This window comes from Acinetobacter suaedae (assembly GCF_008630915.1).
GTDB classification, from domain to species: domain Bacteria; phylum Pseudomonadota; class Gammaproteobacteria; order Pseudomonadales; family Moraxellaceae; genus Acinetobacter; species Acinetobacter suaedae.
In genome coordinates this window covers 3,215,045-3,241,113 of the sequence record NZ_CP043909.1, presented here as the reverse complement: position 1 = coordinate 3,241,113, position 26,069 = coordinate 3,215,045, and the positions used below count along the sequence as shown (strand labels likewise).

Sequence of the window (26,069 nt, the reverse complement as noted above, 5' to 3'; positions counted from 1 at the left end):
GTGGGCTTTACTTGCTTACATCTAAATAGAAACTTTCCTTGACCTCTTCCATGACCACATAGCTATGTGAGGATGCTGAAGCAGGTAGTTTTTTTAATAAATCACCTAATAGTCGGCGATAAGCACTCATTTCTTTGAGTCGTGCTTTCACTAGATAGTCAAATTCACCAGAGATGAGATGGCACTCAAGCACTTCTGGAATATCAACTAAATCGCGTGCGACTTGATCAAATACATCACCTGACTTGGCTGAGAGTTTAATTTCTAAAAATACCAATAAGCTACGCTCGACATGAGCGGGATTGAGTCGAGCATAATAGCCCATGATGATGCCTTCACGTTCTAATCGCTTTACACGCTCAGAACAGGGCGTGGTAGACAGATTGACACGCGAAGCTAACTCACTAATTGCAATCCGTCCTTCGCGTTGCAATATATCTAAAATCAAGCGATCAATACGGTCTAATTTACGCATAGATTATTTCCTTTTATTTTAATTTTTTCGCGACAAATTGATTAAATTACCTAGATTATACCCATAAAAACAGTCAAAAAAACTATTGAAGCAAAAATATACTAGTTAAATAAACTAGTGGGCGAGAGGGACCTATTATGCGCGTTATCGTTTTAGGAAGTGGTGTGATTGGTGTAGCAAGTGCTTACTATCTTGCGCAACAAGGTGCCCAAGTGACTGTGCTTGATCGTCAGTCTGGTCCAGCAAAAGAAACCAGCTTTGGTAATGCAGGACAAATCTCGCCAGGATATTCAACCCCATGGGCAGCACCGGGTATTCCATTTAAAGCCGTGAAATGGATGTTTCAACATCATGCACCGCTTGCCATTAATATCGATGGCAGTATGTGGCAGTTACAGTGGATGGCACAAATGCTGAAAAACTGTAATCCACAAAGTTATGCAGTCAACAAAGAGCGCATGATGCGTGTGGCTGAATATAGCCGCGATTGTTTACGCCAACTGAGAACTGAAACGGGTATCAACTACGAGAATCGTTCTAAAGGCACTTTGCAGGTGTTTCGTAATGATGCACAACTTGAAGCGGTGCAGCGTGATATCCAAGTCCTGAAAGAATGTGGTGTCGATTTTAATTTATTGAATGCAGAAGAACTCGGCAGCGTTGAACCTGCACTGGCACACACTGATAAATTGGTGGGTGGATTGCATTTGCCAAATGATGAAACAGGCGACTGTTATTTATTTACCAATGCTTTGGCAAAAGTGGCGCAAGATTTAGGTGTCGAATTTAAATTCGATCAAAATGTTGAGCAATTGATTGTTGAAGGTGATGAAATCAAAGGTGTGCTGGTCAATGGTGTGGTTTTAACAGCTGATCGTTTCGTGCTTGCCTTTGGTAGTTATTCACGTGATTTCTTAAAACCATTGCAATTGAATCTTCCTGTTTATCCTGTCAAAGGTTATTCATTGACGATTCCAATTGTTGAGCCAAAATTTGCACCGCAATCAACGGTTTTGGATGAAACGTATAAAGTTGCGATTACGCGTTTTGACCAACGTATCCGTGTTGGAGGAATGGCGGAATTAAGCGGCTTTAATTTGGGCTTAAATGATGATCGCCGTGCAACTTTGGAAATGGTGACCCAAGATTTATTCCCAGGTGGTGATTTACAACAAGCTTCATTCTGGACAGGTTTACGTCCAATGACGCCAGACAGTACACCGATTATTGGTGCAACCAAATATAAAAACCTGTTCTTAAATACGGGTCATGGCACTTTAGGTTGGACCATGGCATGTGGTTCAGGAAAATTGATCAGCGATCTAGTGATGAATCATCGTACCGAGATTAGTACCGACGGTTTATCGATCCAGCGTTATTCACACGCGGCATAATTTTAAGCTACAAGGAAGTTGATTATGCCTCGTCCAATTACTGCGATCATTCATACTCAGGCTTTACGCCAAAATCTTGAACTATTGAGAACGACTGTCCCAAATAGCAAGGTGTTTGCGGTGGTCAAAGCCAATGCCTATGGGCATGGTATCGAACGCGTCTATGATGCCTTTAAAACAGCGGATGGCTTCGCCTTACTCGATATTGAGGAAGCCAAACGTCTGCGTGCATTGGGTTGGACAGGTCCAATCCTGTTACTGGAAGGGATTTTTTCACCCCAAGATTTATTTGATTGTGCTCAATACCAGCTCAGTTTCACGGTGCATAGTGAACATCAGCTGGAGTGGTTACAACAACATATTTATCCAGCTCAGTTTGATATTTTTCTTAAAATGAACAGTGGTATGAATCGTTTAGGGTTCAAGCCACAACAATATCGCCAAGTGTGGCGACATCTTCAGCGTCTTAATAATGTCGCGAAAATCACCCATATGATGCATTTCTCCGATGCGGATGGGCAGCGCTTTGGTCAAGCGGGCGTGGACTATCAACTGGCAGAATTTGAGACGCATATTCAAGATTTACCTGGTGAAAGATCGGTCAGTAATAGCGCAGCCATCCTCAGATATCCGACACAACTGCATTCCGATTATGTCCGTGGCGGCATTATGCTGTATGGCAGCTCGCCTGATTTCCCTCAGCACAGTATCCAAGATTGGGGACTTGCGCCAACCATGAGTTTGCGTAGTGAACTGATCGCAATCCAGCAGCTAAAAACCAATGAAAGTGTGGGGTATGGCTCAAGTTTTGTTGCTGAACATGCCATGAGCGTCGGCATCGTCGCTTGTGGTTATGCCGATGGTTATCAACGCATCTCTCCTACAGGAACCCCGATACTGGTCAATGGAATTCGTACCCGTACCATTGGGCGAGTCAGTATGGATATGTTGGCAGTGGATTTAACACCTGTACCGAATGCTGAAATTGGTAGCGAAGTTGTGCTTTGGGGGACCTCAAAAACAGGAAGTATTTTACCCATTGATGATGTTGCAGCAGCCTCAGGCACCGTCGGTTATGAACTGATGTGTGGGGTGACCGCACGTGTCAAATTTATCAATCAAGACGAAGGAAATCATCATGTCACATTCTGATATTCAGAAAATCAACTCGACCGAAGTGATGAGTGCAGTCACTGTTTTTAACAAAGTGGTGTATTTATCAGGACAAGTCCCTAAAAATCCAGACCTCGATATTGAAGGGCAGACTCGAGATATTCTCGCAACGATTGAGCAGCTTCTCGATTCGGCAAATACCGATAAATCACGTCTATTGTCTGTTCAACTGTTTCTAAAAGATCTCTCAGATTTTCCAACGGTCAATGCGATCTATGTCGATTGGTTAAAAGGCTGTGTTGCACCGTCGCGTGCCACGATTCAAGCGGATTTGGTCAATCCAAATTGGCTGATTGAGATTGCAGTGATTGCAGCACAAAAATAAAGCAAACAGAGATCGTTTTGCTTAAATAATATAAAAAAAGATGAAAAGTAACGTATTTGTTGTAGATAAAACAGCAGTAGATGCGTATTTTCTTGCAATGAATATGCGTCCGCCATTTTAAAAGAGAGCGAATTTTCGCAACAAAATAAAAAGGCTGGCGCATATACGAATAAGAAAAAGGGAACTTTTTTATGACGGTTATGCAACAGCATCCAAATGATCAACACGCGCCAAATGATTTACAACGCAAACTTTCCAATCGCCATTTACAACTGATCGCCATTGGTGGTGCGATTGGAACGGGCTTGTTTATGGGTTCAGGAAAAACCATTTCCTTGGCAGGTCCTTCGATTCTGTTTATTTACATGATCATCGGGACCATGTTTTTCTTTTTGATGCGGGCACTGGGTGAGTTGTTGCTTGCCAATTTACAGTATAAATCTTTTGTGGATATGGCGCATGATTTGATCGGACCATGGGCAGGCTACTATATTGGCTGGACCTATTGGTTGGGTTGGGTACTGGTCGGAATTGCGGATTTGGCCGCAGTCATTAATTATCTTGGTTTCTGGTTACCTGAAGGTGTGTCATTTACGCCGATGGGACAAGCATTGATTAGTGCGGGTTGTGTGCTGTTTGTGCTGGGACTTAATTTGTTGACGGTACGTTTATTTGGTGAGATTGAGTTTTGGTTTGCCTTGATTAAAATTTTAGCGATCATTGCCTTGATCGGCGTCGGTGGCTATATGATTTTTAGTCACTTCCAAGCGCCTGAAGGTGCGGTAGCATCATTAAGTAATGTTTGGTCGCATGGCGGCATGTTCCCTAAAGGTTTGGATGGCTTCTTGGCTGGTTTCCAAATTGCGGTTTTTGCCTTTGTGGGGGTAGAGTTAGTGGGAACCACTGCGGCTGAAACCAAAGATCCGCATAAGAATCTTCCAAAAGCCATTAATGCGATTCCGATTCGAATCATTTTGTTCTATGTTTTGGCCTTATTGGTAGTGATGGCTGTTACGCCGTGGGATAGTATTCGTGCTGATAAAAGCCCATTCGTGGAATTATTCCTGAATGCAGGGATTGTTACTTCTGCAATTATTATGAATTTGGTGGTGTTATCGTCGGTGATGTCATCCATGAACAGTGGTGTATTTTCGACCAGCCGAATGTTGTTTGGTTTATCTAAAGATGGTCAAGCACCTGCGGCATTAGGACGTTTATCGAAGAAAGCGGTACCTGCCAATGGACTGTTTTTTTCCTGCGTTTTTATTATGGGGGGTGCAGTACTCCAATATTTCGTACCGAATACACTGGAAGCATTTACCTTGGCGAGTGCTCTGTGCGTGATTTTATTCATCAGTGTATGGAGTCTGATTATGGTGTGCTATATCCGCTACCGTAAATTGCGCCCTGAATTACATGTGCAGTCGAATTTTAAAATGCCGGGTGGCGTTTGGATGTCCTATCTGGTGATTCTCTTCTTGCTATTTGCCTTGGTGATCTTGGCACTTGAACCTGATACCTTGAAAGCATTGTATGTCAGTCCATTGTGGTTGTTGATTCTGGCTGCAACATATCAGTTGGTGTACAAACCACGATTACGGAAACTTCAACGAGAACTGGTATAAAACAGTCTCAAATCCTAGATGTTAAGAGCTAGTCTACGAGACTGGCTCTTTTTATATCTGTCATTTGAATCGTTAATCAATGAGTAAATGTTGGTATTGATCAGCTTGTTTGCGTAAGTAATCCCAAACCAGTTTAATTCGTGGCTCATGTTGTAAATCAACGAATGTCAGCATCCAAAAGGTATGGTTGAAACGAACTTGTTCAGCTAAAACGGTTTCAAGCTCAGGTTTATCATCTGCTAGAAACTTGGGTAATATGGCTAACCCTGCGCCAGCACTGACCGCAATTTGCTGTGCCAAAATGCTACTACTGCGAAAATTTGCAGTGAGTTTTAAGGGTAAGCGTTCTAGACAATACAGCTCAGGGCTATAGACCAAATCATCAATATAATTGACAAAACGATGTTGGGTTAAATCTTCTAAACGACGAATGGGGGGAGTGTTGGCTAGATAATTTTTACTGCCGTAAATTTTTAAACAATAATCTGACAAGCGCGTGATGATATAAGGACCAGATGTGGGACGTTCAATCGAGACCACAATATCGGCTTCACGATGCGAAAGCTTAATCATTTTCGGCACCGGAATTAGGTCGATGGTGAGCAGAGGATATCGAATCGAAAACTCCGCCAGCAGTCGTGCAAGAAATGCCGTACCAAAGCCTTCAGGTGTGCCAATTCGCACACGACCTTGCAAGGGTTGATGTGGTTTTTCAATCTGAAGAAAGGCTTGTTCCATTTGCTCTACCTGAGGAACGAGTGCTAAACCTTCAAATGTCAGTTCATAGCCAGAAGCTTCTCGTTTGAATAAAGTCGTCCCTAAAGCCAGCTCCAATGCCTGAATTCGTCGAGCAACCGTACTGTGCTCGACGCCAATGATGCGTGCCGCACTGGTTAAGGTTTTGGTTCGTGCCAGAACCAGAAAAAACTGTAGATGATCCCAATCCACTTTCATTGTTATTGTATCCCTTGTGCATATTTGCACACCAATCGTGCATTAATTTGCGTTGGTGGTCAAAGATTTGTTTGCTAGTCTCAACCAAAGGTTAAAAAAAGAAAATACGACGAATCGCTATTTTCAAACATCTGAACACAATAAAAATAGGGCCTATGGAGAGGTTATGAATACAATCCAGAAAATCGAGCTGGAAACAGCCAAATTATTGATCAATGGACAATTTGTCGAGTCTGAAACTGAGCAATGGCAAGATATTGTCAATCCTGCGACGCAGGAAGTGATTGGTCGTGTGCCTTTTGCAACGGTTCAAGAGGTTGATGCTGCGATTCAAGCCGCACAAGATGCTTTTGCCACTTGGCGTCAAACGCCGATTCAAGCACGTATGCGCATCATGCTGAAGTTGCAAGATTTGATTCGTGCCAACATGAAAGAGATCGCGAAAGTACTGACCGCTGAGCAAGGCAAAACCTTAGCCGATGCAGAAGGCGATATCCAACGTGGCTTAGAAGTGGTCGAACATGCCTGCTCTGTCGGTACTTTACAAATGGGTGAGTACATCGAAGGCGTGGCGCGTGGTGTGGATACCTATACCTTGCAACAGCCGTTAGGTGTCTGTGCGGGCATCACTCCATTTAATTTCCCAGCCATGATTCCATTGTGGATGTTCCCGATGGCGATTGTTTGTGGCAATACCTTTGTACTTAAACCCTCTGAACAAGACCCATTAACCACGATGATGTTGGTCGAACTTGCGATTCAAGCAGGTGTACCTGCTGGCGTGCTGAACGTGGTTCATGGTGGCAAAGAAGTAGTCGATCGTCTCTGTACACATCCACACATTAAAGCGATTTCCTTTGTCGGTTCAACTGCGGTGGGTACCCATGTGTATAACCTCGCAGGGCAACATGGCAAACGTGTGCAATCGATGATGGGGGCGAAAAACCATGTGGTGGTGATGCCTGATGCCAACAAAGAACAAACCCTCAATGCTTTAGTCGGTGCGGCTTTTGGTGCTGCAGGACAGCGTTGCATGGCACTTTCAGTTGCTGTGATGGTGGGTGAAAGTAAGCAATGGGTTCAAGAGTTGGTTGAAAAAGCCAAAACCTTGAAAGTTAATGCAGGACATGAGCCGAATACAGATATCGGACCTGTCATTTCTCAACGTGCCAAAGCGCGTGTGATTGATTTGATCAATAGTGGTGTCGAGCAAGGCGCAGAGCTGTTACTCGATGGTCGTGATGTGCAAGTTAAAGGTTATGAGTCAGGTAACTTTGTTGGAGCGACCATTTTTAATGGCGTGACCACAGATATGCGTATCTATAAAGAAGAAATCTTTGGTCCTGTATTGGCAATTATTTCTGTTGATACTTTGGAAGAAGCGATTGAGCTGATCAATGCCAATCCATTTGGTAATGGTGTTGGACTCTTTACTCAAAGTGGTGCGACAGCACGTACCTTCCAAAACTTAATTGATATTGGTCAAGTGGGGATCAATATTCCAATTCCTGTGCCAGTGCCATTCTTTAGCTTTACAGGTTCGCGTGGTTCAAAGCTAGGTGATTTAGGCCCTTATGGTAAGCAAGCGGTACAGTTCTATACGCAGACCAAAACCATTACCAGTCGTTGGTTTGAAGATAGCCATGAAGTTGGCGGTGTAAATACCACCATTAGTTTACGTTAAGGGGGAATCAGGGATGAATATCGCCTTTATCGGTCTTGGAAATATGGGTGGCAGAATGGCCCATAACCTGCTCAAAGCAGGACTTACAGTCTATGGTTATGATCTCAGTGAAGTGGCGAATCAGCACTTTGCTGAAGCGGGTGGTGTGGTCTGCGACAGTCCACAAGCAGCAGCCCAACAAGCAGATGTGGTGATCACCATGTTACCAGCAGCCAAGCATGTCAAAGAGGTTTACCTCGGTGAGGAGGGCGTGCTGGAAGTCTTGAAGGCAGGGGCATTGTGCATTGATAGCAGTACCATTGATCCACAGACCATCAAAGATATCGCTGCGCTTGCGCAAAGTAAAAATATTCACATCTGTGATGCGCCTGTGTCGGGTGGCACTATTGGCGCGCAAGCAGGTACTCTCACTTTTATGGTGGGTGCCAATGATCAGACCTTTGAGGAAGTCAAACCTGTGCTCAGCCACATGGGCAAGAATGTCATTCATTGTGGCGAGGTTGGTGCAGGACAAATTGCCAAGATTTGCAATAACTTAATTCTTGGAATCTCGATGGCTGCTGTGGCAGAGGGCATGGCATTGGGTGCGAAACTGGGGATTGATCCGCAAGCATTGGCAGGTGTGGTGAACACCTCAAGTGGTCGTTGCTGGAGTTCAGAGATTTGTAATCCATGGCCACATATCAATGAAAATGCACCTGCTTCACGTGGCTATCAAGATGGTTTTGCGACACAACTAATGCTGAAAGATTTAGGTCTCGCAGTCGAAGCAGCGGGTCAGGTCAAACAGCCTATTTTGTTAGGTGGTATGGTGCAGCAGCTATATCAGCAGATGTGCATGCGTGGAAATGCGCATTTGGATTTCTCCAGCATTATCCAGCAATATCTTCCAGAACAAGTTTAAACATCAAGCCATTGGATGGCTTGTAAACTCATAAATGCAACTCTGTCGTGAATAACTACAAATCCAGACTGAGGGAATAGAAATGTTGAATTATAACGATGTGGCACAGACATTTAATTTTGAAAATACGGCTCAACACATGTTGTCAGGTTCGTTGGATGCACTCAATGCATGCTTTGAGTGTTGTGACCGACATGTAGACGGTGAAAAAGTTGCTTTGTACTGGCAAGGCAAAGATGGACGTAAGGAGCAATATAGCTTTGCTCAACTAAAACAGTGGTCCAGTCAATTTGCCAATTTTCTAAAATCACGAGGTGTACAGGCAGGCGATCGTATTTCGGGTTTATTACCACGAACGCCTGAACTGATCGTGACGATTTTAGCCGCATGGCGAATTGGAGCGGTATATCAACCGCTGTTTACGGCCTTTGGGCCAAAAGCGATTGAGCATCGCATTCAACTTGCACAAAGTAAGTTAGTGGTGACGGATGTGGGCAATCGCAGCAAGCTCGATGAAGTTGAACAATGTCCAGCTATCGTGACCGTTGCTGATGCAGAAGGTTCAGCGCTCAAGGCCAGCGATTTTAATTTTTGGCAGGAGCTGAATCAGCAGTCTGATCAATGCGAATTAGTCATGCGGAATTTGCATGATCCGTTCTTATTGATGTTTACCTCAGGAACCACTGGACCTGCCAAACCGCTCGAAGTTCCACTAAAAGCCTTGATTGCATTTGGTCGCTATATGCAAGATGCGATTGGCTTAACTGAAGATGATGCCTTTTGGAATATTGCTGATCCGGGTTGGGCATATGGTTTGTACTATGCGATTACTGGGCCGTTATTCTTGGGACATGCGACATTGTTCTATGAAGGTGGATTCAGTACAGATAGTTTGTGTCAAATCGTCAAGGATTATCAAATCACCAACTTGGCAGGTGCACCAACGGCCTATCGTATGATGATGGCAGCTGATCCAGCACAAATGGCGCCGTTAAAAGGACAATTCCGTGTGGTCAGTAGTGCAGGTGAGCCGCTGAATCCAGAAGTGATTCGCTGGTTTAAACAAGTTTTAGATGCACCGATTTATGATCATTACGGACAAACTGAAGTGGGTATGGTGGTGTGTAACCATCACGGTTTAAGCCATGAAATACGTGCAGGTGCAGCAGGTTTTCCAAGTCCGGGCTATCGGGTTGCCGTGGTCAATGAGCAAGGCGAAGAGCTTCCGCCAGACACCGCTGGAATTTTAGCGGTGGATATCAGCCAGTCGCCAATGATGTGGTTTGGGGGGTATAAAGAAAGCCGTAAATCACCTTTTGTTGGCAATTATTACTTAACAGGTGACACTGCTGAATTACACAGCGATGGCAGTATGAGTTTTGTGGGACGTAGCGATGATGTGATCACCACATCGGGTTATCGCATCGGTCCATTTGATGTTGAAAGTGCTTTGCTTGAACATGATGCGGTAATTGAAGCTGCGGTGATTGGTGTGCCTGACCCAGATCGTACCGAACTGGTCAAAGCCTTTGTGATTTTAGCGGCAGGCGTACAGTCTACGGTTGCTTTGGCAGAAGAATTAAGCCAATTTGTGAAAAAACGTCTTTCTGCGCATGCATATCCGCGTTTGATTGAGTTTGTCACAGAGTTACCGAAGACGCCGAGTGGTAAAATCCAACGTTTTTTATTGCGTAATCAGGAAATTGCGAAACAACAAGCAAAAGCAGGGTAAGGGAAATAACGATGCAATTTACCGAAGAACAATTGTTAATTCGTGATATGGCGAAAAGCTTCGCCCAAGAACAAATTAAACCGAATGCCAGTGATTGGGATCGAGATGGCACCTTTCCCAAAGCTGCGTTAGCCCAGATGGGGCAGCTTGGTTTTATGGGGATGCTAGTCCCAGAGCAATGGGGTGGGTCAGATACGGGCAATTTGGCTTATGTACTGGCACTCGAAGAAGTCGCAGCAGCAGATGGTGCGACCTCGACCATTATGAGCGTGCATAATTCGGTGGGCTGTGTACCTATTTTAAAGTTTGGTAATGACGAGCAAAAAGAACGCTTTTTAAAGCCCTTAGCTCAAGGCGAAATGATCGGCGCATTTGCTTTAACAGAACCCCATACCGGTTCAGATGCAGCAGCCATCAAAACCCGCGCGGTGAAAGACGGTGATGATTATATTCTCAATGGTGCAAAGCAGTTTATTACTTCTGGTCATAATGCAGGGGTGATTATCGTCTTTGCTGTGACTGACCCAAGCGCAGGTAAAAAGGGTATTAGTGCCTTTCTCGTGCCACGTGATACACCGGGGTATGAGGTCATTCGTGTCGAAGAGAAATTAGGTTTACATGCTTCAGATACCTGTCAAATTGCTTTGACCGATGTGCGTGTGCATAAAAGTTTGATGTTGGGTAAAGAAGGCGAGGGTCTGAAAATTGCACTTGCCAATTTAGAAGGTGGCCGTATCGGGATTGCGGCACAGGCAGTGGGATTAGCACGTGCAGCTTTAGAAGAAGCCACGCACTATGCCAAAGAACGTCTGACATTTGGTAAACCAATTTTCGAGCATCAAGCGATTGCCTTCCGCCTTGCCAGTATGGCAACAGAGATCGAAGCTGCACGACAACTGGTTCATTATGCTGCACGTCTCAAAGAAGCGGGTCAGCCTTGTTTGAATGAAGCATCGATGGCGAAATTATTTGCTTCTGAAATGTCAGAGCGTGTTTGTTCAAGTGCCTTACAGGTCTTTGGTGGTTATGGCTATCTGAAAGATTTTCCAATCGAGCGAATTTATCGTGATGCACGAATTTGTCAGATTTATGAAGGTACTAGCGATATTCAACGTTTAGTGATCGCACGTAGTCTATAAAACTCAAACAAGGATTGAATGATGCAGTGGCAAACTATTTTATTAGAAAAGCGTAATGGTGTTGGGTTAATTACCCTCAATCGTCCTAAAGCTTTAAATGCGCTAAACAGTGAATTGATCAGTGAAGTGAATCAAGCTCTCGACCAACTGGAAAAGGATCGTGAGATTGGTTGTATCGTGTTGGCAGGTTCAGAAAAAGCTTTTGCAGCCGGCGCGGATATTAAGGAAATGGCGCAGCTGAATTTTCCTGATATTTATTTTGATGATTTTTTCCATCTTGCTGATCGTATTGCCCAACGCCGTAAACCTTTGATTGCTGCGGTGAGTGGCTATGCTTTGGGTGGTGGCTGTGAATTGGCACTGATGTGTGACTTTATCTACTGCGCTGATAATGCCAAGTTCGGCTTACCTGAAGTGACTTTGGGCGTAATTCCAGGCATTGGTGGAACACAACGTTTAACCCATGCGATTGGTAAAGCCAAAGCCATGGAAATGTGTTTGACTGCGAGGCAAATGGGTGCTGTCGAAGCAGAGCAAAGCGGTTTAGTTGCACGTGTATTCAACAAAGAAGAGTTACTTGAACAAACCTTACAAGCCGCTGAACAAATTGCGACACGCTCACTTACTGCAAATATGATGTTGAAAGAAACGATTAACCGTGCGTTCGAGGTCAATCTAACCGAAGGATTAAGATTCGAACGACGTATGTTCCATTCTATTTTTGCCACTGCGGACCAAAAAGAAGGCATGCAAGCGTTTGTAGAGAAACGGCAAGCCAATTTTAAAAATAAATAAGAGATCTATAAAAATGAATACAGTACATCACTTAATGATTGAGCAACAAGGTGGTCTGGGCATGATCACATTAGATCGAGTGACACACCTGAATGCATTATCGCTAGAGATGATAGAGGGGATTCAAACTCAACTTGAACTTTGGCGAGATGATGTTGCTATCCAAGCGATTTTAATCAAATCGAACAGCCCGAAAGCCTTTTGTTCAGGAGGCGATATTCGCTATCTGTATGACAGTTATAAACTGGGCACGACAGATCATCAGGGTTATTTTAGTGCTGAATATAAGATGCTTACCACCATACGTGAGTACCAAAAACCTGTTATCGTTCTGCTCGATGGTTATGTGCTTGGTGGTGGTTTTGGCTTAGCGCAAGCCTGCCACATCATTGTGAGTAGTGAAAAATCACGCTTTGCCATGCCTGAAACAGCGATTGGTTTTTTCCCAGATGTCGGTGCTACCCATTTCCTATCGCGTTTGGATGACATAGGTGTGTATATGGCGATTACAGGTGAGCAAATCAGTAGCAGTGATGCACTCTATCTAGATTTGATTGACTACCATGTGCCGAGCGAAAAGCTTCAAGCTTTGCAAGAAGCTTTGGTTGAGGCGTCAAGTTTAAGCAAAGAAGAAATTGAACACGTTATTGCTCAATTTATTACTCGTCCTGCTGAAAGTGAATTAAAGCAATTGGCTGAAGCGATTCGTAAACATTTTGGTTTCCAACATTTAGATGAGATTGAGCAGAGTCTTGCAAATGAACAAGATGAGCATTTAAAAGCATGGGCGGACAAGATGCTCAACATTTTGCAACAGCGTTCATTCAGCGCGAAACAAACCAGTTTGAAACTACAATATTTAGGTCGTGGACTTTCCTTGCAACAGTGTATGCAACTTGAGCGCGATCTACAGGATATTTGGTTTGAGCATGGTGACTTTATTGAAGGCGTGCGTGCACTGATTGTCGATAAAGATAAACAACCACAATGGAAACAAGCCAATCCAGAACTGGAGCAAATATTAGAAAAGCTGAGCTAAATTCACCTGATAAAAATAACAAAAGCTCACAGAACTATAGAGCGTTAAAACGCTTATGGTCAGGGTTGTCCATAAGCGTCAAAGTTAAAACAAAAAGATCTAAATAAGGATAATTGTGATGCAAGCAACAGATGGAAACGGTTCGTCCCCTAAAAAGTCGTCACATCGATTGGCAGGGATTTCTAGCATGGTTGGTACCACCATCGAGTGGTATGACTTTTTTATTTATGGTGCGGCAGCAGCACTGATTTTCAACAAATTGTTTTTTCCTAATCTTGATCCACTGACAGGTGTACTTGCTGCATTTGGTACTTATGCAGTGGGTTTCATCGGACGACCTTTAGGTGGCCTAGTATTTGGTCACTTTGGTGACAAGATCGGGCGTAAGTCCATGTTGTTACTGACTCTAATGTTGATGGGTATTCCCACCGTATTGATTGGATTGTTACCCACTTATGAAACAATCGGCTATTGGGCTGCGATTTGTTTAGTGATCTTGCGCTTTATTCAGGGTATGGCAATGGGTGGTGAGTGGGGCGGCGCAGTGCTGATGGCGGTTGAACATGCACCTGACGGCAAAAAAGGGTTTTGGGGCAGCTTGCCTCAAGCCAGTACCGGTGGTGGTTTAATGTTGGCCTCAATAGCGCTTGGCTTGGTGTCCTTACTGCCCGAACAAGCATTGTTTAGTTGGGGCTGGCGTATTCCATTCCTCGCAAGTATCGTTTTACTGGGTGTAGGATGGTATATCCGTGTCAAAGTGCCTGAATCTCCTGACTTTGAGAAGGTTAAGCAACACGCTGAAAATATTAAAGTTCCTGCTTTAAAAGTCTTTAAACAACATCCAAAACAGCTGATTACGATTATTGTGGCACGTGCTGCTGAAAACGCATGGTTTTATATTGCATCAACATTTACCTTGGCTTATACCACGACCCAATTGGGTATTCCGCGACAAGATATTTTGTTTGCTACCATTTGTGGTGCAGCCGTGATTTTGTTTATGACACCTTTATGTGGACATCTGTCCGATCGGGTTGGTCAACGCAATATGTTTATGTTTGGCTTATGTGTGCTGGCACTGTTTAGCTATCCATTCTTTAGTATGCTCAATACCAAAGACCCCGTACTGGTATGGACTGCGATTGTATTGGCAATTGGTGTGGTGTTCCCGATTATGTATGCGCCACAAGCTCAACTGTTTGCACGTCAGTTCCCTGCTGAAATTCGTTATAGTGGCATCTCGATCTCAGTGCAGTTGGCAGGCGTATTGGGTGGTGGTATTGCACCATTGATTGCAACCAAGTTATTGAGTGTCGGCGGTGGTAATCCATATTTGATTATGATTTATATTGGTTCGATGGCGATGGTTGCAATTATTGCGACAACTTTTATGCCACGCGATCGAATTGCGCAAACTTATCAGCAATCAAATGAACTAGATTTAAAAACGAAGATTACTGATCAATCCTAGTTGTGAAATCTATAGATAAGAAAAAAGCCCTAATCTTTCGACTAGGGCTTTTTAAATTTGACGTCGTAAACGTAATTTGAACTCATGATTACAAGTATGATTTATTGAATTAAACTTTAGTACTAAGAATTGTTTGAGTTTCAAATATGATCGAGATTGCTCAACAGCAAGATTCAAAAGAAATTTTAAATGTTATCAAGCAAAGTATAGAATCTTGCTCTTTAGATCATGATAATAATCAAAATGTTATTGATGAATGGTTATCGAATAAAACTGAAGAAAATATAATTAATTGGATAAACAACTCTTATTCGTATGTGTACAAAAAGGACAATAAGATTGTAGGTTTTATTTTGATGTCTAAAGGTGGAGTCATCCTTCTAAATTATGTTTTACCTGATTATCAAGGCGATGGTATAGGAAGTGCAATGGTTGATTTTATCATTTCTCTTTCTAGTTCTTATCAGATTGATAAAATTAAGCTTGAATCAACGCTCACCGCTAGGAAATTTTATGAAAGCAAAGAGTTTGTGATATTGGAAGAAACATATGAACATGAAAAATTGATAGGTTTTAAAATGGAACGAAGACTCAGTGAGAATTCAATTTAAACAATAAAAAAAAAGCCCTAATCTTTCGACTAGGGCTTTTTAAATTTGGAGCGGGAAACGAGACTCGAACTCGCGACCCCAACCTTGGCAAGGTTATGCTCTACCAACTGAGCTATTCCCGCATATTGAGCAGTTTTTACGAAAACTTACACTTAAAAAAACCAATCTGGAGCGGGAAACGAGACTCGAACTCGCGACCCCAACCTTGGCAAGGTTATGCTCTACCAACTGAGCTATTCCCGCGTGCCAGCTATAATACATTAAGCAAAATAAGGGTCAACAACTTTATGCAGAGAATTGGCTTAATTGCATAAAATAAAAGCATTTTCGTGATCAAAAATAGAAAAAAGCAAAATTTTGCACAAAAGTTTAACCAATCTATGGGTGATGTATACTAATGGGCAATCTAGATCTGACCTTAATAGAGTGACTGATGAACTTAGAACAACAATTGATTGAACGCTTACAAAGCCTTGCCCCAAGTCATCTTGAGGTAATCAATGAATCGGCTGGGCATGGAGGGTATTTTCCAGGGAAAGAGTCCCACTTTAAAGTGATTGTGGTGAGTGAAGCATTTCAAGGCTTACGTTTAGTTCAACGTCATCAGAAAATTTATGCGGTTGCTGCAGAATTAATGAGTCCTGGAAAAATACATGCACTTGCAATTCATGCCTATGTACCAAGTGAGTGGCAAGGACAAGCACCTGCAAGCCCAGACTGTGCACATGCACCTAAACAATAAGGATTGATCATGGACGCACATTTACTGACTAAAATTATTCATATGTCGGCAGTGAGTTTGTTAATCATTGCATTCGTGGCACGTGCTGCTACTTTATTTGTCGGTGTTAAAGACGAACAGCCGAATCCAATAGCACGTAAAAGTTTAGTGGCGATGCAGCATTTATCCTTGACTGTAATTTTGATTACGGGAGTGATTTTATTGGTAATGAAAAACTTTGATGTGCAACCTTGGTTTTATGCCAAAGTTATTTTATTCATCGTGTTATGTTCATCCTTGATCAAAGCTTTTCGTAAAGACGACAGTATTTTACTGGTACAACGCCGTGCAGGTATTATCATCGGTGCAGTTGCTTTGATAGGTACTTTAGGTTTAGTCATGATCAAACCTGTTTTTGCGTAATTGTTGGACATTGTTTTAGTAATTGTTTTGGCTCTAGGTTAAACTGCGTGCAGTTTACAAAAAATATTGTAGAGGGAAATCATGTTAACGCGTGTGGTATTTAACCAAAAAGGTGGTGTGGGGAAATCAAGTATTACAATCAATCTAGCTGCAATTAGCGCTCAACAAGGGCTTAGAACGCTGGTTATTGATCTTGATCCACAAGCAAACTCAAGCCAATACCTTTTGGGTGAAGATGCAACATATTCTGCAGATAAAGCAGCGCTAGAGCCAAATATTGAAAACTTCTTTGAAGATATATTGGGTGCAACCCAACAAAAAAGCTTGATTGGCAATGCCTTAGGTTCAATTCTGAAAGTGCCTCGTGGCAAAGGTCTAGACAGTTATGTACATCGTACATCCTTTGCAAATTTAGATGTGATTCCAGCAAGCCCAAGTTTGGGCACACTAGAACATGCACTAGAAAGTAAACACAAAATCTATAAATTGCGTGATTCGATTCAATCACTGAGCGCGCGTTATGATCGTATTTTTATCGATACTCCACCGGCATTCAATTTCTTTACTTTATCGGCATTGATTGCGGCCGATCGCGTGTTGATTCCATTTGATTGTGATGTATTTTCTAAACGTGCGTTACAAACTTTGATTGAAAATGTGATCGAAACCCAAGATGATCATAATGATCGCCTAGAGATTGAAGGGATTGTGGTCAATCAATATCAATCTCAAGCAAAATTACCACGTGAAGTGGTTCAACAGTTAAAAGATGATGGTTTGCCTGTACTTGAAAGTATGTTGCCACCATCTGTATTGATGAAAGAATCACATCAAAAGAATTTACCGTTGATTCATTTGGCATCTGAACACAAATTGACCCTTGCTTATGTCACTTTGTTCAATGAAATTGAATCGAAGCAATAAGAGAATATTATGAAACGCTTATATTGGATGCCAGTTTTGGCTGTCAGTTTGTTATTGGGTGCTTGTGCATCGACGGTTAAACCCGCTTATGTTTCTCCTACTCAATATCAAGCTTTGAACTGCCAACAATTGCAAGCTGAGTACAATCGTATCCAACACTATATTGATAATGGTGTGCAGACACCAAAACGTACAGGTGTTGGGGTTGGCGTTGGCCTTGGCGGTGGTTGGGGCAAAGGCGGTTGGGGCTTTGGTCCTTCTGTTTCTGTGAATATGGGGCAGTCAATGAATACCAAGAACACTGAATTGGCGAAAGTACTGGGTCAACAAGATGCAATCGTACAAGCCGCCCAATTTAAAGGTTGTCCGATTATTGTGAAACAACGCACAAATTAATTGGTTTTCGTCTATTTATCGCCATGGATGACTGTGGCGATAAAACTAAATATTAGCAAAATGTTTCATATAAAAATAATAAAAATCAAATGTTTATTGTTTATTTAATCCATTGTTTTCTCTTTCAGCCTTTATTGCCCATTGCTTAGCGCTTGTTTGTTAGCCCTAAATTCGTTTATCGTGGCGCCCATGTATGGCTGTTCGGTATATCTATGATTGAGAGTTGGTTTTTTGTTTTGGCGATGCTGGCGGTATTACTTATCCCTGGTCCAACCAATGCTATGCTTGCCAGTGCAACCCACCAACAAGGTGTTCCAAAGACGCTTGTTTTTATCCCCGTGGAATGGTTGGGGTATATTTACGGCATCAGTTTATGGGCGCTATTTATTCATCTCTTTGAACCGATTTGGCCTGCTTTTGATGTGATGCTGCATATTGGCAGCTTATTATATGTACTGTGGATGGCATTTCATCTTTGGAAAAGCTCTCATCTACAGAAACATGATCAACGCCACCAACACATTCGTCCTACTCAACTGTTTGTATCAACCTTAAAAAATCCAAAAACAGTATTGCTCGCTGCAGGAATTTTTCCAACAGAAGCATGGAGCTCTGTTCAAAATGCGGCTATCGTATTTGCGATCTTTAGTTTAATTCTCATTCCGGTTTCAATATTTTGGATGGTGTTTGGACGTGCTTTGTTGACCGGAAGTTTTGCTGGAATTAAAGCCGATCATTTATATAAAGGATCGGCGATGTTATTGATTATTTGTATGTTGCCTATGGTTTTCCGCGTATTTTAAACGCAAAGTGTAGTCATATGCATGATGGCATTAAGGGGTCTTACGTTGGCTTAGCTTTTGACGCACAAAGCCAATTACTCCAGGCAAAATACTAATAATGATGATACCAAAAATTAAATGGGTGAAATTATCTTTGACGATCGGCATGTTGCCAAATAAATAACCTAATGTGATAAATGAAGTAATCCAGCAGAACGCCCCAATCACATTGTAGGTCAGAAAATATTTATAATTCATACTTCCTGCACCTGCTACAAACGGAGCGAAGGTACGTGCAAAAGGCACAAAGCGAGCGAAAATAATGGTTTTTCCGCCATGACGTTCAAAGAACTGTTGGGTTTTCAGTAGGTGTTGTTTGTTAATAAATCTGGAATTGGTTTCAAATACTTTAGGACCAATATAGTGCCCAATATGATAATTAACAGTATCACCTAATACGGCTGCGATAAATAATAAAATACCAAGTACCCATGGATCCATTACACCCGTTGATGCGGCTAATGCACCCGCAGCGAAAAGGAGGCTATCCCCAGGCAAAAAAGGCATGACCACGAAGCCTGTTTCAACGAAGATAATTAAAAATAAAATGGCATATATCCATACGCCATAATTATTAATAAATTCGAGCAAGTGTTGGTCAACGTGTAGAATAAAATCAATGAGTTCCATGAAAATGTTAACGCTATAAATTTGAGCTAAATCCTAGCAGTGCGTAGGTGGAATGTCAGTATAAAAAGCAAGTTAATTGGTAACAGGGGTTGACGTAAAAGAAGGGAGTAGGAGTTGATTTCACTCTTTTGTTTCAAATATAGAACGATGCATTAACTAATATTATGTTTATTGCAAAATTAAACGTATATACACTGTTGCAATGTTAAAAAATAAACAGTGTGGAACCAATTATGTTTAATCCAAATGTTGTTGTCAAAAATATCGTGATGCAAACTGGTGTCGAGAATGTCGTGACTTTGATTGCGCGAATTCTCATGGCATATATCTTTATTGTTGCTGGCTGGGGCAAGCTTACTGCATATAGCGCGACAGCAGGTTATATGGAAGCAATGGGTGTACCTGCTGCCTTATTACCGTTGACCATTCTTGTTGAATTTGGTGGTGGTTTAGCGTTGTTATTTGGTTTCCAAGCGCGCTTTGCTGCCTTTGGTTTAGGTGTATTTAGTATTCTGACCGCTTTTATCTTTCATGGTGCAGATGATCAGGCACAACAAATCAACTTTATGAAGAATTTAGCGATGGCTGGTGGTTTATTTTATTTGATGTTGTATGGTGCTGGGCGTTTGAGCTTAGATCATAAAATAGAAAATTAATCTGTAACCCGCTTAAAATACAAAAAAGGAAGCAAAGCTTCCTTTTTTGTATTGCTTGGGTTTTTATGTTTAAAGCATAAACAAAATTTGCATTTCACCCACCATAAAGCCGAGTACTGCACCGACGACGATTAGTGCCCACTCATCTTCTTTAAAGGCAGGGCGGAGCATGCCTTCAAACTCTTCAGGACTGAGCTTTTGCATACGTTCAACCAAGGTATTCCGTACATTCATAGCATCTTCAGCATAAGATTCTACATAACGCATCGTTTCTGGTAGTTGTTGCAAAATACGTTCAGCAACGTCTGCTTTCAGGTTTTGATATTTCTCACCGCCAATTGCATACACCACTAGTGGGCGAACCACACCAGCTTGTAAATCAATTTCTTGTTTCACATGGCGGCTGACCAATTCAATCACTTTATCAGAATGTGTACCTGAAAAAAGCTCTTCCATCATGTTACGAGAGGTAAGTAATTGTTTAGAAATCAAGGCAGCATAATCTGCAGCAACTTCATTTTGGCGTTTAATGAATAAACCTTGCCATGTAAAGCCCATCACCTTCTTTGGGTGTAGGGGTCTAAACATCATTTGCAAAGCAATCCAATCACTAAAGAAACCGACGAATCCACCAAACAGTGGTAGCATCCAAGGATATTGACCTTGCGTTACGACCCAACAGAACATTTGGATTACACCAATCCCGAAACCAAAAATAAAGCCGACATTGCTAAAGAATTTAAATTCTTGTTTGCCGACTTTCTTAAAGATTTCGTTGAGTAAGCGTTTATCTTTGAGCAGGTTGTTGACCACCATATGTTTAATATCAAAGTACTTAGCCACATCTTTTTGTACTTCGCCCATAATATGTTCAACAATCTCAGGCGCTTTGGCTTGTACACGTTTAATGAGCTTTTGACGCGCAAACTCTGGCATACCTTCCCATAAACCAGGTTGGTATTGTTGTGCAACTTCACGGGTAATGTCTTCTGCCGCCGCCATGAGCGGTTTTTCAATTTCTTGTGCGATGCGTTTTGGATCGAGCCGAGCAAAAATCTCTTCTGGTTTGATCAGCTTTGAGGTCATTAGCTCAACAGCTGTGGTCGCCATTTTTTCAGCTTTGCGTGGAACAATCCCTTGCCACCCAATAGGTAAACCAAGTAATTTAAAGCCTTTAAATTCAAGTGGTGAAAACATCATTTGAACAGCAACGACTTTCGTCACATAGCCAATTAAACCACTGATAAATGGGATGGAAATATATAACCAGAAATTCTGTTGAAAATCCGCAATCATTTCTTGAAACATTATTTTATTGGTCCTTCAAGTCCTAATTGTTGCTTGTCATGAAGCAAGCCATAGATGATAGTGAATATGGTTGGGGTATTGGTCATTCACCAATAATAAAGTTAGGCTTTCAGTCCCCTTTAGTTTCCTTTTTCTCAAGGACATCGAAATCCGTTATTTAGAAGGAAACGATGACGATAATTGAGTACCTTTCCTTGGTAATGCAAATTTTCGCCACATCATCTTAGCACCAATTTTTGTTTTGTGTTGAGCAGAATTCGCTAGAAATGTTGATTTGGCTCTCTTTTTATCGGTTGGCTTGCAAATTTTTAACTTAAATATCAGGGCTAACAGTACGCAATAACTAAAAAAGCAGATAGGTGATGAATTGCGATGCGCCAAAGCGTGAAAAATGTTAGAATATGGCGCTTATTTCATTTGCCATTCTGATTAGCCATGACGACCAATACTCAAATTACTGAAGATCGTATCCTTATCTTGGATTTCGGCTCTCAATATAGCCAGCTCATTGCACGTCGAGTACGTGAAGCAGGTGTCTATTCTGAAATGTATGCATATGATATGTCTGAAGAAGACATCCGTGCATTTAATCCAAACGGGATTATTTTATCAGGTGGACCTGAGAGTGTGCATGAAGAAGGCAGTCCACGTGCACCACAGATCGTATTTGAATTAGGCGTGCCTGTTTTAGGTATTTGCTATGGTTTACAAACCATGTCTGAACAACTGGGCGGAAAAGTAGAGCCGGGTACAGTACATGAGTTTGGTTATGCAGAAGTCGATATTTTGGTGCGTGACCAATTAATCGGAAAATTACAAGATCGTGAGAACCAACTTCATGTATGGATGAGCCATGGCGATAAAGTCAGCGCGATTCCAGAAGGTTTCCAAGTAACAGCAAGTACACCAAGCTGCCCATTTGCTGCGGTGAGCGATGAAAAACGTCGTTTCTACGGCGTGCAGTTCCACCCAGAAGTGACGCATACAGCGAAAGGTGCAGAATTACTTTCGAACTTCGTTCATCAAATCTGTGGTTGTCGTGGTCTTTGGACACCTGAACATATTATCGATTTACGTGTAGAACAGTTACGTGAGCAAATCGGTAATGAAAAAGTTTTATTAGGTTTATCGGGTGGTGTGGACTCATCTGTGGTTGCTGCACTGTTGCATAAAGCGATTGGCGACCAGTTGACTTGTGTATTTGTAGACAATGGTTTACTTCGTTTAAATGAAGGCGATCAAGTGATGCAGATGTTCGCAGATAACATGGGGATCCGTGTGATTCGTGCGGATGCCGAGCAACGTTTCTTGACGGCTTTGGCGGGTGAGGTTGATCCTGAGAAAAAACGTAAAATCATTGGTCGTGAGTTTATCGAAGTATTTGCTGAAGAAGCACGCAAATTAGATGGCGTAAAATTCTTGGCACAAGGTACGATTTACCCTGACGTGATCGAATCTGCTGCAAGCAAACAAGGTAAAGCGCACGTCATCAAATCACACCACAACGTGGGTGGTTTACCAGAAGACTTAGCTTTTGACCTTGTTGAACCATTACGTGACTTGTTCAAAGATGAAGTACGTAAATTGGGTACAACATTAGGCTTGCCGCATAGCATGATTTATCGTCATCCATTCCCAGGTCCAGGTTTGGGCGTGCGTATCTTGGGTGAAGTGAAGAAAGAATATGCTGATATTCTTCGTCTTGCAGATGACATCTTTATGCAAGAGCTTCGTGCAAGCGGTTGGTATGACAAGACTGCACAAGCATTTGCTGTATTCCAACCTGTGAAATCAGTGGGTGTTGTGGGTGACGGTCGCCGTTATGCATGGGTGATTGCACTTCGTGCCGTTGAGACTGTTGACTTTATGACAGCGCGTTTCGCTCACTTGCCATACGAGTTGGTTGATAAGATCTCTACCCGTATCATGAATGAAATCAAAGATGTTTCACGTGTGGTATATGACGTATCATCTAAGCCACCAGCGACGATTGAATGGGAGTGATTCAGGGATTGCCTGAATTACGCCAAGAGCTATGCACGCGGTAGTAGAATTTCAAAATGCAACGCATATTGCCGATTTTACGCCATTAATGAGTTTTAAAGTGAAACTTTAAAACGAAGTGCAAGACGCTCGTGGTAGTAGAGATTGCTAATTCTCATCAAGAAAAGCCGACTTTTCCAAGTCGGCTTTTCAGTATCTATAAATAAATTTTGAAGTATTCAATGAGTTTTAATTTTCTGATAATTCAAATTATGAAACTTTAAGAAAGCATTCAGTAGTGCTTGCATTGATGCTGCTGCAATATCTGTATCAATTGAAACTCCCCAATATGCTTTTCCCGTAGAGTCTATACAATGAATATAGCTAATTGATCGGCTATTGGTATGTTTACCTAGAGTATGTTCATAATATTCGGCAATTGTAATTTGATAGGGCCATTCCAGATTTAAAGCTTTGACCGACGCAGATAGTAATCCATTCCCATATCCTGAAATCTGTAAAAGTTCTCCTTCTACGTCAATAGACATTTCGATCTTATACACATCCTCTAGTTTATATGATTGATAATTTATGAGTTTAAATTCCCTTTGATTCGAGCTGACGCCATATTCCTCGCGAAATAAAGCCCATATTTCAGCATGAGTTAGTTCTCTATTATTTTTATCAGTTACCTTTTGTACAATCTGACTAAAATCTTTTTGCAAGTTTTTCGGTAAATTTATACCGTGATTTTGCTGTAGTATCCAAGCCGCCCCACTTTTTCCAGACTGGCTATTGACACGGATAACAGCTTCATAATTAGACCCTAAATCAGCTGGATCTATAGGCAAATAAGGAATCTCCCAGAAAGGATGATCTTGAGTATCTCTGGCTTTAAAACCTTTTTTAATTGCATCTTGATGACTTCCTGAAAAAGCTGTAAACACTAATTCACCAACATAAGGATGGCGGGGATGTATCGGCAATTCATTACATTCCTTGACAACTTCTGCAACGTTTTTGATATCAGAAAAATCAAGTTCAGGAGAAATTCCTTGTGTATACATATTTAAAGCTATATTAACGAGATCAACATTACCTGTACGTTCACCATTACCAAATAAACAGCCTTCCACTCGATCTGCCCCTGCGAGTAAAGCCAATTCAGCCGTTGCCACACCTGTGCCTCGATCATTGTGTGGATGAATACTGATACAAACGAGCTCTCGCTTAGAAAAGTGTTTACAGAAATATTCAACTTGATCTGCAAAAATATTTGGCATACTTACTTCCACTGTTGTGGGTAAGTTAATAATCATAGGGTTTTGGGGGGTAGGATCCCAAGCTTCAGCAACAGCTTCACAAATCTCCAGAGCAAACTCAATTTCTGTAAAGCAAAAGGTTTCTGGAGAATATTGATAGGTCCATTTTGTTTCTGGATACTTTAGACATAAAGACTTAATTTGTTTTGTTGAACTAACGGCTAGCTCAATAATTTCCTGTTTAGATTTTTGGAAAACTATTCTCCGAAATACTTCGGCGGTTGCATTGTAAATATGAATAATCGCTTGCTTCACCCCAATTAAAGACTCAAAAGTTCTTTCAATTAAATCTGATCTGGCTTGGGTCATAACTTGAATAGAAACATCATTTGGAATCATATTTTGTTCAATAAGATATCGAACAAAATTAAAATCAGTTTCTGAAGCAGCGGGAAATGCTACTTCTATTTGCTTAAAGCCGCTTTCAATTAGTAATTTAAAGAATTTTAGCTTTCTATCATGATCCATTGGGTTGGCTAATGCTTGATTGCCATCTCTTAAATCTGTAGAGCACCAAATTGGTGGATGAGTAATTTTGCTACTGGGCCAAGTTCTTTCAGGAAAATCTAAAAATTTAAAGGCACGATATTTATTTTGAGGATGACTTAACATGATGCTTTCTCTATATTTCACTGCTATCATCATGAGTCATTGATTTGTGGTGTTCCTTCGACTAAAAGACAAATACTATCGAGGAAGAGACAATATTCATTTGGATTTTTTCTTTAAATATTCTGTTGGTGTCATTCCCATTTCTCTTTTGAACATATAGGAAAAGGCACTAGGACTTTCATAACCTAGATCTAAGGCAGTATTTAATATAGGTTTTTTCATTTCTAAATCAGTCAATGCTTGTAATAATTTTGCCTGCCGAAGCCATACACTAAAACTCATGTTTAACTCTTTTTGAAATAGTCTTGAAAGTGTTTTGGTGCTTAAATGGTATTGTAATGCAATATTTTTTAAATTATTTACAATAGACAGATCTGCTTTAATATTCTGACAAATTTCTTTGAGTACCTGAGATTGTGCTTCTGGTAACTGAAAGGGGATTTCTTCTAGAAATCTTAATTCATCTAAAATGAGTTCTAAAAGCCGTTCATTTCTTGTATGAGGTAAGATGTCATCCTTAATCTCTACAGCTTGATTAATCAATTCTGAAAGTAGTCTTGGGATAGCCACAACGCAGCATTGAGTGTTGAAGTCTGCACGAGCAAAGGGATCTACGAATATTCCTCTCGCTTCAACTTCACCAAATATAGTAATTGAATGCTCTTTGTTTTCAGGAATCCAAATTCCTTTAGATGGTGGAATTACCCAAATACCTTCAGCCGTTTGAACATGAATGACCCCAGAAAGTGTATGCAATAATTGGATGCGATCATGTTGGTGAGTTACCTCCATATGCCCATCGGCGTATGACTGTGCATATGCGTAAATAGAATAATTTAATTGACCATGGGAATAATGCACTGTGTTTTTATTCCTTTAAGTATTAAAAAAGTTTTTTTATATTCTGCATGATTATGAATATTTAATAATA

Annotated in this window: 25 protein-coding genes and 2 tRNA genes; 19 read left to right on the top strand and 8 right to left on the bottom strand. The window is 41.5% G+C overall.

Features of this window, described 5'->3' with window-relative positions:
* Positions 1–7: 7 nt before the first annotated feature.
* Positions 8–475: an Lrp/AsnC ligand binding domain-containing protein gene (locus F2A31_RS15120; RefSeq protein ID WP_004637431.1), complete on the bottom strand. Its 468-nt coding sequence runs from the start codon at positions 473–475 to the stop codon at positions 8–10.
* Positions 476–612: 137 nt separating this feature from the next.
* Here F2A31_RS15120 and F2A31_RS15115 point away from each other — a divergent pair, with 137 nt between their 5' ends.
* From F2A31_RS15115 to F2A31_RS15100, 4 genes are all read left to right on the top strand, one after another.
* Complete coding sequence (locus tag F2A31_RS15115) at positions 613–1,869, top strand: D-amino acid dehydrogenase (protein WP_005085790.1); 1,257 nt, start codon at positions 613–615, stop codon at positions 1,867–1,869.
* A 24-nt stretch (positions 1,870–1,893) separates the two neighbouring features.
* Entirely contained in the window at positions 1,894–3,021 is a 1,128-nt protein-coding gene (gene alr / locus F2A31_RS15110) for an alanine racemase (RefSeq protein WP_150027372.1), read from the top strand.
* On the top strand, positions 3,008–3,367 hold the full coding sequence (locus tag F2A31_RS15105) for a RidA family protein (protein ID WP_004637434.1): 360 nt from the start codon (positions 3,008–3,010) through the stop codon (positions 3,365–3,367). The genes alr and F2A31_RS15105 overlap by 14 nt, the downstream gene beginning before the upstream one ends.
* A 200-nt stretch (positions 3,368–3,567) precedes the next feature.
* The gene (locus F2A31_RS15100; RefSeq protein ID WP_171057124.1) at positions 3,568–4,992 is read left to right on the top strand and encodes an amino acid permease; all 1,425 of its coding nucleotides are present in this window, start codon (positions 3,568–3,570) and stop codon (positions 4,990–4,992) included.
* 72 nt (positions 4,993–5,064) lie between these two features.
* Here the strand turns inward: F2A31_RS15100 and F2A31_RS15095 are convergent, their stop codons facing one another.
* A complete protein-coding gene (locus tag F2A31_RS15095; RefSeq protein ID WP_004637436.1) occupies positions 5,065–5,946 on the bottom strand; it encodes a LysR family transcriptional regulator in 882 nt (293 codons plus the stop codon).
* Positions 5,947–6,112: 166 nt separating this feature from the next.
* Here F2A31_RS15095 and F2A31_RS15090 point away from each other — a divergent pair, with 166 nt between their 5' ends.
* The 8 genes from F2A31_RS15090 to F2A31_RS15055 all read left to right on the top strand — a co-directional run bounded on the left by F2A31_RS15090 (position 6,113) and on the right by F2A31_RS15055 (position 15,321).
* Positions 6,113–7,630, top strand: a complete 1,518-nt coding sequence (locus tag F2A31_RS15090) for a CoA-acylating methylmalonate-semialdehyde dehydrogenase (protein WP_150027370.1) — start codon at positions 6,113–6,115, stop codon at positions 7,628–7,630.
* A 13-nt stretch (positions 7,631–7,643) separates the two neighbouring features.
* Positions 7,644–8,534 carry a 3-hydroxyisobutyrate dehydrogenase gene (gene mmsB / locus F2A31_RS15085; protein ID WP_150027368.1) on the top strand — a complete coding sequence of 297 codons (891 nt, stop codon included), beginning with the start codon at positions 7,644–7,646 and terminating at the stop codon, positions 8,532–8,534.
* Between the two features lie 82 nt (positions 8,535–8,616).
* Positions 8,617–10,266 (top strand): AMP-binding protein, encoded by a 1,650-nt coding sequence (locus tag F2A31_RS15080; RefSeq protein ID WP_150027366.1) that lies wholly within the window; start codon positions 8,617–8,619, stop codon positions 10,264–10,266.
* Positions 10,267–10,277: 11 nt separating this feature from the next.
* Positions 10,278–11,405: an acyl-CoA dehydrogenase family protein gene (locus F2A31_RS15075; protein WP_004956740.1), complete on the top strand. Its 1,128-nt coding sequence runs from the start codon at positions 10,278–10,280 to the stop codon at positions 11,403–11,405.
* A 21-nt stretch (positions 11,406–11,426) separates the two neighbouring features.
* Positions 11,427–12,200 carry an enoyl-CoA hydratase gene (locus tag F2A31_RS15070; RefSeq protein ID WP_150027836.1) on the top strand — a complete coding sequence of 258 codons (774 nt, stop codon included), beginning with the start codon at positions 11,427–11,429 and terminating at the stop codon, positions 12,198–12,200.
* A gap of 13 nt (positions 12,201–12,213) precedes the next feature.
* Complete coding sequence (locus F2A31_RS15065) at positions 12,214–13,239, top strand: enoyl-CoA hydratase/isomerase family protein (RefSeq protein WP_150027365.1); 1,026 nt, start codon at positions 12,214–12,216, stop codon at positions 13,237–13,239.
* A gap of 118 nt (positions 13,240–13,357) precedes the next feature.
* The gene (locus F2A31_RS15060) at positions 13,358–14,710 is read left to right on the top strand and encodes an MFS transporter (RefSeq protein ID WP_150027363.1); all 1,353 of its coding nucleotides are present in this window, start codon (positions 13,358–13,360) and stop codon (positions 14,708–14,710) included.
* A gap of 146 nt (positions 14,711–14,856) precedes the next feature.
* A complete protein-coding gene (locus tag F2A31_RS15055; protein ID WP_150027361.1) occupies positions 14,857–15,321 on the top strand; it encodes a GNAT family N-acetyltransferase in 465 nt (154 codons plus the stop codon).
* A 46-nt stretch (positions 15,322–15,367) separates the two neighbouring features.
* Here the strand turns inward: F2A31_RS15055 and F2A31_RS15050 are convergent.
* Together F2A31_RS15050 and F2A31_RS15045 are read right to left on the bottom strand one after the other, a co-directional pair.
* Positions 15,368–15,443, bottom strand: a tRNA-Gly gene (locus F2A31_RS15050).
* Between the two features lie 45 nt (positions 15,444–15,488).
* Positions 15,489–15,564 (bottom strand) — tRNA-Gly (locus tag F2A31_RS15045).
* A 190-nt stretch (positions 15,565–15,754) separates the two neighbouring features.
* On the opposite strand from F2A31_RS15045, the gene F2A31_RS15040 reads away from it, so the two are divergent.
* From F2A31_RS15040 to F2A31_RS15020, 5 genes are all read left to right on the top strand, one after another.
* Positions 15,755–16,063 carry a BolA family protein gene (locus F2A31_RS15040; protein ID WP_017395392.1) on the top strand — a complete coding sequence of 103 codons (309 nt, stop codon included), beginning with the start codon at positions 15,755–15,757 and terminating at the stop codon, positions 16,061–16,063.
* Between the two features lie 9 nt (positions 16,064–16,072).
* Positions 16,073–16,465, top strand: a complete 393-nt coding sequence (locus tag F2A31_RS15035) for a SirB2 family protein (RefSeq protein WP_017395391.1) — start codon at positions 16,073–16,075, stop codon at positions 16,463–16,465.
* Positions 16,466–16,546: 81 nt separating this feature from the next.
* Positions 16,547–17,389: a ParA family protein gene (locus tag F2A31_RS15030; RefSeq protein WP_150027359.1), complete on the top strand. Its 843-nt coding sequence runs from the start codon at positions 16,547–16,549 to the stop codon at positions 17,387–17,389.
* Between the two features lie 9 nt (positions 17,390–17,398).
* Positions 17,399–17,785 (top strand): hypothetical protein, encoded by a 387-nt coding sequence (locus F2A31_RS15025; protein ID WP_150027357.1) that lies wholly within the window; start codon positions 17,399–17,401, stop codon positions 17,783–17,785.
* Positions 17,786–17,997: 212 nt separating this feature from the next.
* Positions 17,998–18,588 carry a LysE family translocator gene (locus F2A31_RS15020; protein ID WP_150027355.1) on the top strand — a complete coding sequence of 197 codons (591 nt, stop codon included), beginning with the start codon at positions 17,998–18,000 and terminating at the stop codon, positions 18,586–18,588.
* 30 nt (positions 18,589–18,618) lie between these two features.
* Here the strand turns inward: F2A31_RS15020 and F2A31_RS15015 are convergent, their stop codons facing one another.
* Positions 18,619–19,257 (bottom strand): DedA family protein, encoded by a 639-nt coding sequence (locus F2A31_RS15015; protein WP_150027353.1) that lies wholly within the window; start codon positions 19,255–19,257, stop codon positions 18,619–18,621.
* A 233-nt stretch (positions 19,258–19,490) separates the two neighbouring features.
* On the opposite strand from F2A31_RS15015, the gene F2A31_RS15010 reads away from it, so the two are divergent.
* The gene (locus tag F2A31_RS15010; RefSeq protein WP_150027351.1) at positions 19,491–19,913 is read left to right on the top strand and encodes a DoxX family protein; all 423 of its coding nucleotides are present in this window, start codon (positions 19,491–19,493) and stop codon (positions 19,911–19,913) included.
* A 69-nt stretch (positions 19,914–19,982) separates the two neighbouring features.
* Here the strand turns inward: F2A31_RS15010 and F2A31_RS15005 are convergent, their stop codons facing one another.
* Complete coding sequence (locus F2A31_RS15005) at positions 19,983–21,209, bottom strand: DUF445 family protein (RefSeq protein ID WP_171490687.1); 1,227 nt, start codon at positions 21,207–21,209, stop codon at positions 19,983–19,985.
* Between the two features lie 447 nt (positions 21,210–21,656).
* On the opposite strand from F2A31_RS15005, the gene guaA reads away from it, so the two are divergent.
* Entirely contained in the window at positions 21,657–23,225 is a 1,569-nt protein-coding gene (gene guaA, locus F2A31_RS14995) for a glutamine-hydrolyzing GMP synthase (RefSeq protein ID WP_150027347.1), read from the top strand.
* Positions 23,226–23,443: 218 nt separating this feature from the next.
* Here guaA and leuA read toward each other — a convergent pair whose 3' ends face one another.
* Complete coding sequence (leuA, locus tag F2A31_RS14990; protein ID WP_150027346.1) at positions 23,444–25,138, bottom strand: 2-isopropylmalate synthase; 1,695 nt, start codon at positions 25,136–25,138, stop codon at positions 23,444–23,446.
* 96 nt (positions 25,139–25,234) lie between these two features.
* Positions 25,235–25,999, bottom strand: a complete 765-nt coding sequence (locus F2A31_RS14985) for an AraC family transcriptional regulator (protein WP_150027344.1) — start codon at positions 25,997–25,999, stop codon at positions 25,235–25,237.
* Between the last annotated feature and the right edge of the window lie 70 nt (positions 26,000–26,069).

What these genes read in the sequence shown, in the direction of transcription:
- F2A31_RS15015 (WP_150027353.1), bottom strand. Translation starts at nt 19,257, where the DNA reads ATGGAACTCATTGATTTTATTCTACACGTTGACCAACACTTGCTCGAA.
- leuA (WP_150027346.1), bottom strand. Translation starts at nt 25,138, where the DNA reads ATGTTAAGTCATCCTCAAAATAAATATCGTGCCTTTAAATTTTTAGAT.
- F2A31_RS15005 (WP_171490687.1), bottom strand. Translation starts at nt 21,209, where the DNA reads ATGATTGCGGATTTTCAACAGAATTTCTGGTTATATATTTCCATCCCA.
- F2A31_RS15010 (WP_150027351.1), top strand. Translation starts at nt 19,491, where the DNA reads ATGTTTAATCCAAATGTTGTTGTCAAAAATATCGTGATGCAAACTGGT.
- F2A31_RS15060 (WP_150027363.1), top strand. Translation starts at nt 13,358, where the DNA reads ATGCAAGCAACAGATGGAAACGGTTCGTCCCCTAAAAAGTCGTCACAT.
- F2A31_RS15100 (WP_171057124.1), top strand. Translation starts at nt 3,568, where the DNA reads ATGCAACAGCATCCAAATGATCAACACGCGCCAAATGATTTACAACGC.
- F2A31_RS15120 (WP_004637431.1), bottom strand. Translation starts at nt 475, where the DNA reads ATGCGTAAATTAGACCGTATTGATCGCTTGATTTTAGATATATTGCAA.
- F2A31_RS15070 (WP_150027836.1), top strand. Translation starts at nt 11,427, where the DNA reads ATGCAGTGGCAAACTATTTTATTAGAAAAGCGTAATGGTGTTGGGTTA.
- F2A31_RS15090 (WP_150027370.1), top strand. Translation starts at nt 6,113, where the DNA reads ATGAATACAATCCAGAAAATCGAGCTGGAAACAGCCAAATTATTGATC.
- F2A31_RS15080 (WP_150027366.1), top strand. Translation starts at nt 8,617, where the DNA reads ATGTTGAATTATAACGATGTGGCACAGACATTTAATTTTGAAAATACG.
- F2A31_RS15020 (WP_150027355.1), top strand. Translation starts at nt 17,998, where the DNA reads ATGATTGAGAGTTGGTTTTTTGTTTTGGCGATGCTGGCGGTATTACTT.
- F2A31_RS15105 (WP_004637434.1), top strand. Translation starts at nt 3,008, where the DNA reads ATGTCACATTCTGATATTCAGAAAATCAACTCGACCGAAGTGATGAGT.
- F2A31_RS15035 (WP_017395391.1), top strand. Translation starts at nt 16,073, where the DNA reads ATGGACGCACATTTACTGACTAAAATTATTCATATGTCGGCAGTGAGT.
- alr (WP_150027372.1), top strand. Translation starts at nt 1,894, where the DNA reads ATGCCTCGTCCAATTACTGCGATCATTCATACTCAGGCTTTACGCCAA.
- F2A31_RS15065 (WP_150027365.1), top strand. Translation starts at nt 12,214, where the DNA reads ATGAATACAGTACATCACTTAATGATTGAGCAACAAGGTGGTCTGGGC.
- F2A31_RS15095 (WP_004637436.1), bottom strand. Translation starts at nt 5,946, where the DNA reads ATGAAAGTGGATTGGGATCATCTACAGTTTTTTCTGGTTCTGGCACGA.
- F2A31_RS15025 (WP_150027357.1), top strand. Translation starts at nt 17,399, where the DNA reads ATGAAACGCTTATATTGGATGCCAGTTTTGGCTGTCAGTTTGTTATTG.
- F2A31_RS15055 (WP_150027361.1), top strand. Translation starts at nt 14,857, where the DNA reads ATGATCGAGATTGCTCAACAGCAAGATTCAAAAGAAATTTTAAATGTT.
- F2A31_RS15030 (WP_150027359.1), top strand. Translation starts at nt 16,547, where the DNA reads ATGTTAACGCGTGTGGTATTTAACCAAAAAGGTGGTGTGGGGAAATCA.
- guaA (WP_150027347.1), top strand. Translation starts at nt 21,657, where the DNA reads ATGACGACCAATACTCAAATTACTGAAGATCGTATCCTTATCTTGGAT.
- mmsB (WP_150027368.1), top strand. Translation starts at nt 7,644, where the DNA reads ATGAATATCGCCTTTATCGGTCTTGGAAATATGGGTGGCAGAATGGCC.
- F2A31_RS15115 (WP_005085790.1), top strand. Translation starts at nt 613, where the DNA reads ATGCGCGTTATCGTTTTAGGAAGTGGTGTGATTGGTGTAGCAAGTGCT.
- F2A31_RS15040 (WP_017395392.1), top strand. Translation starts at nt 15,755, where the DNA reads ATGAACTTAGAACAACAATTGATTGAACGCTTACAAAGCCTTGCCCCA.
- F2A31_RS15075 (WP_004956740.1), top strand. Translation starts at nt 10,278, where the DNA reads ATGCAATTTACCGAAGAACAATTGTTAATTCGTGATATGGCGAAAAGC.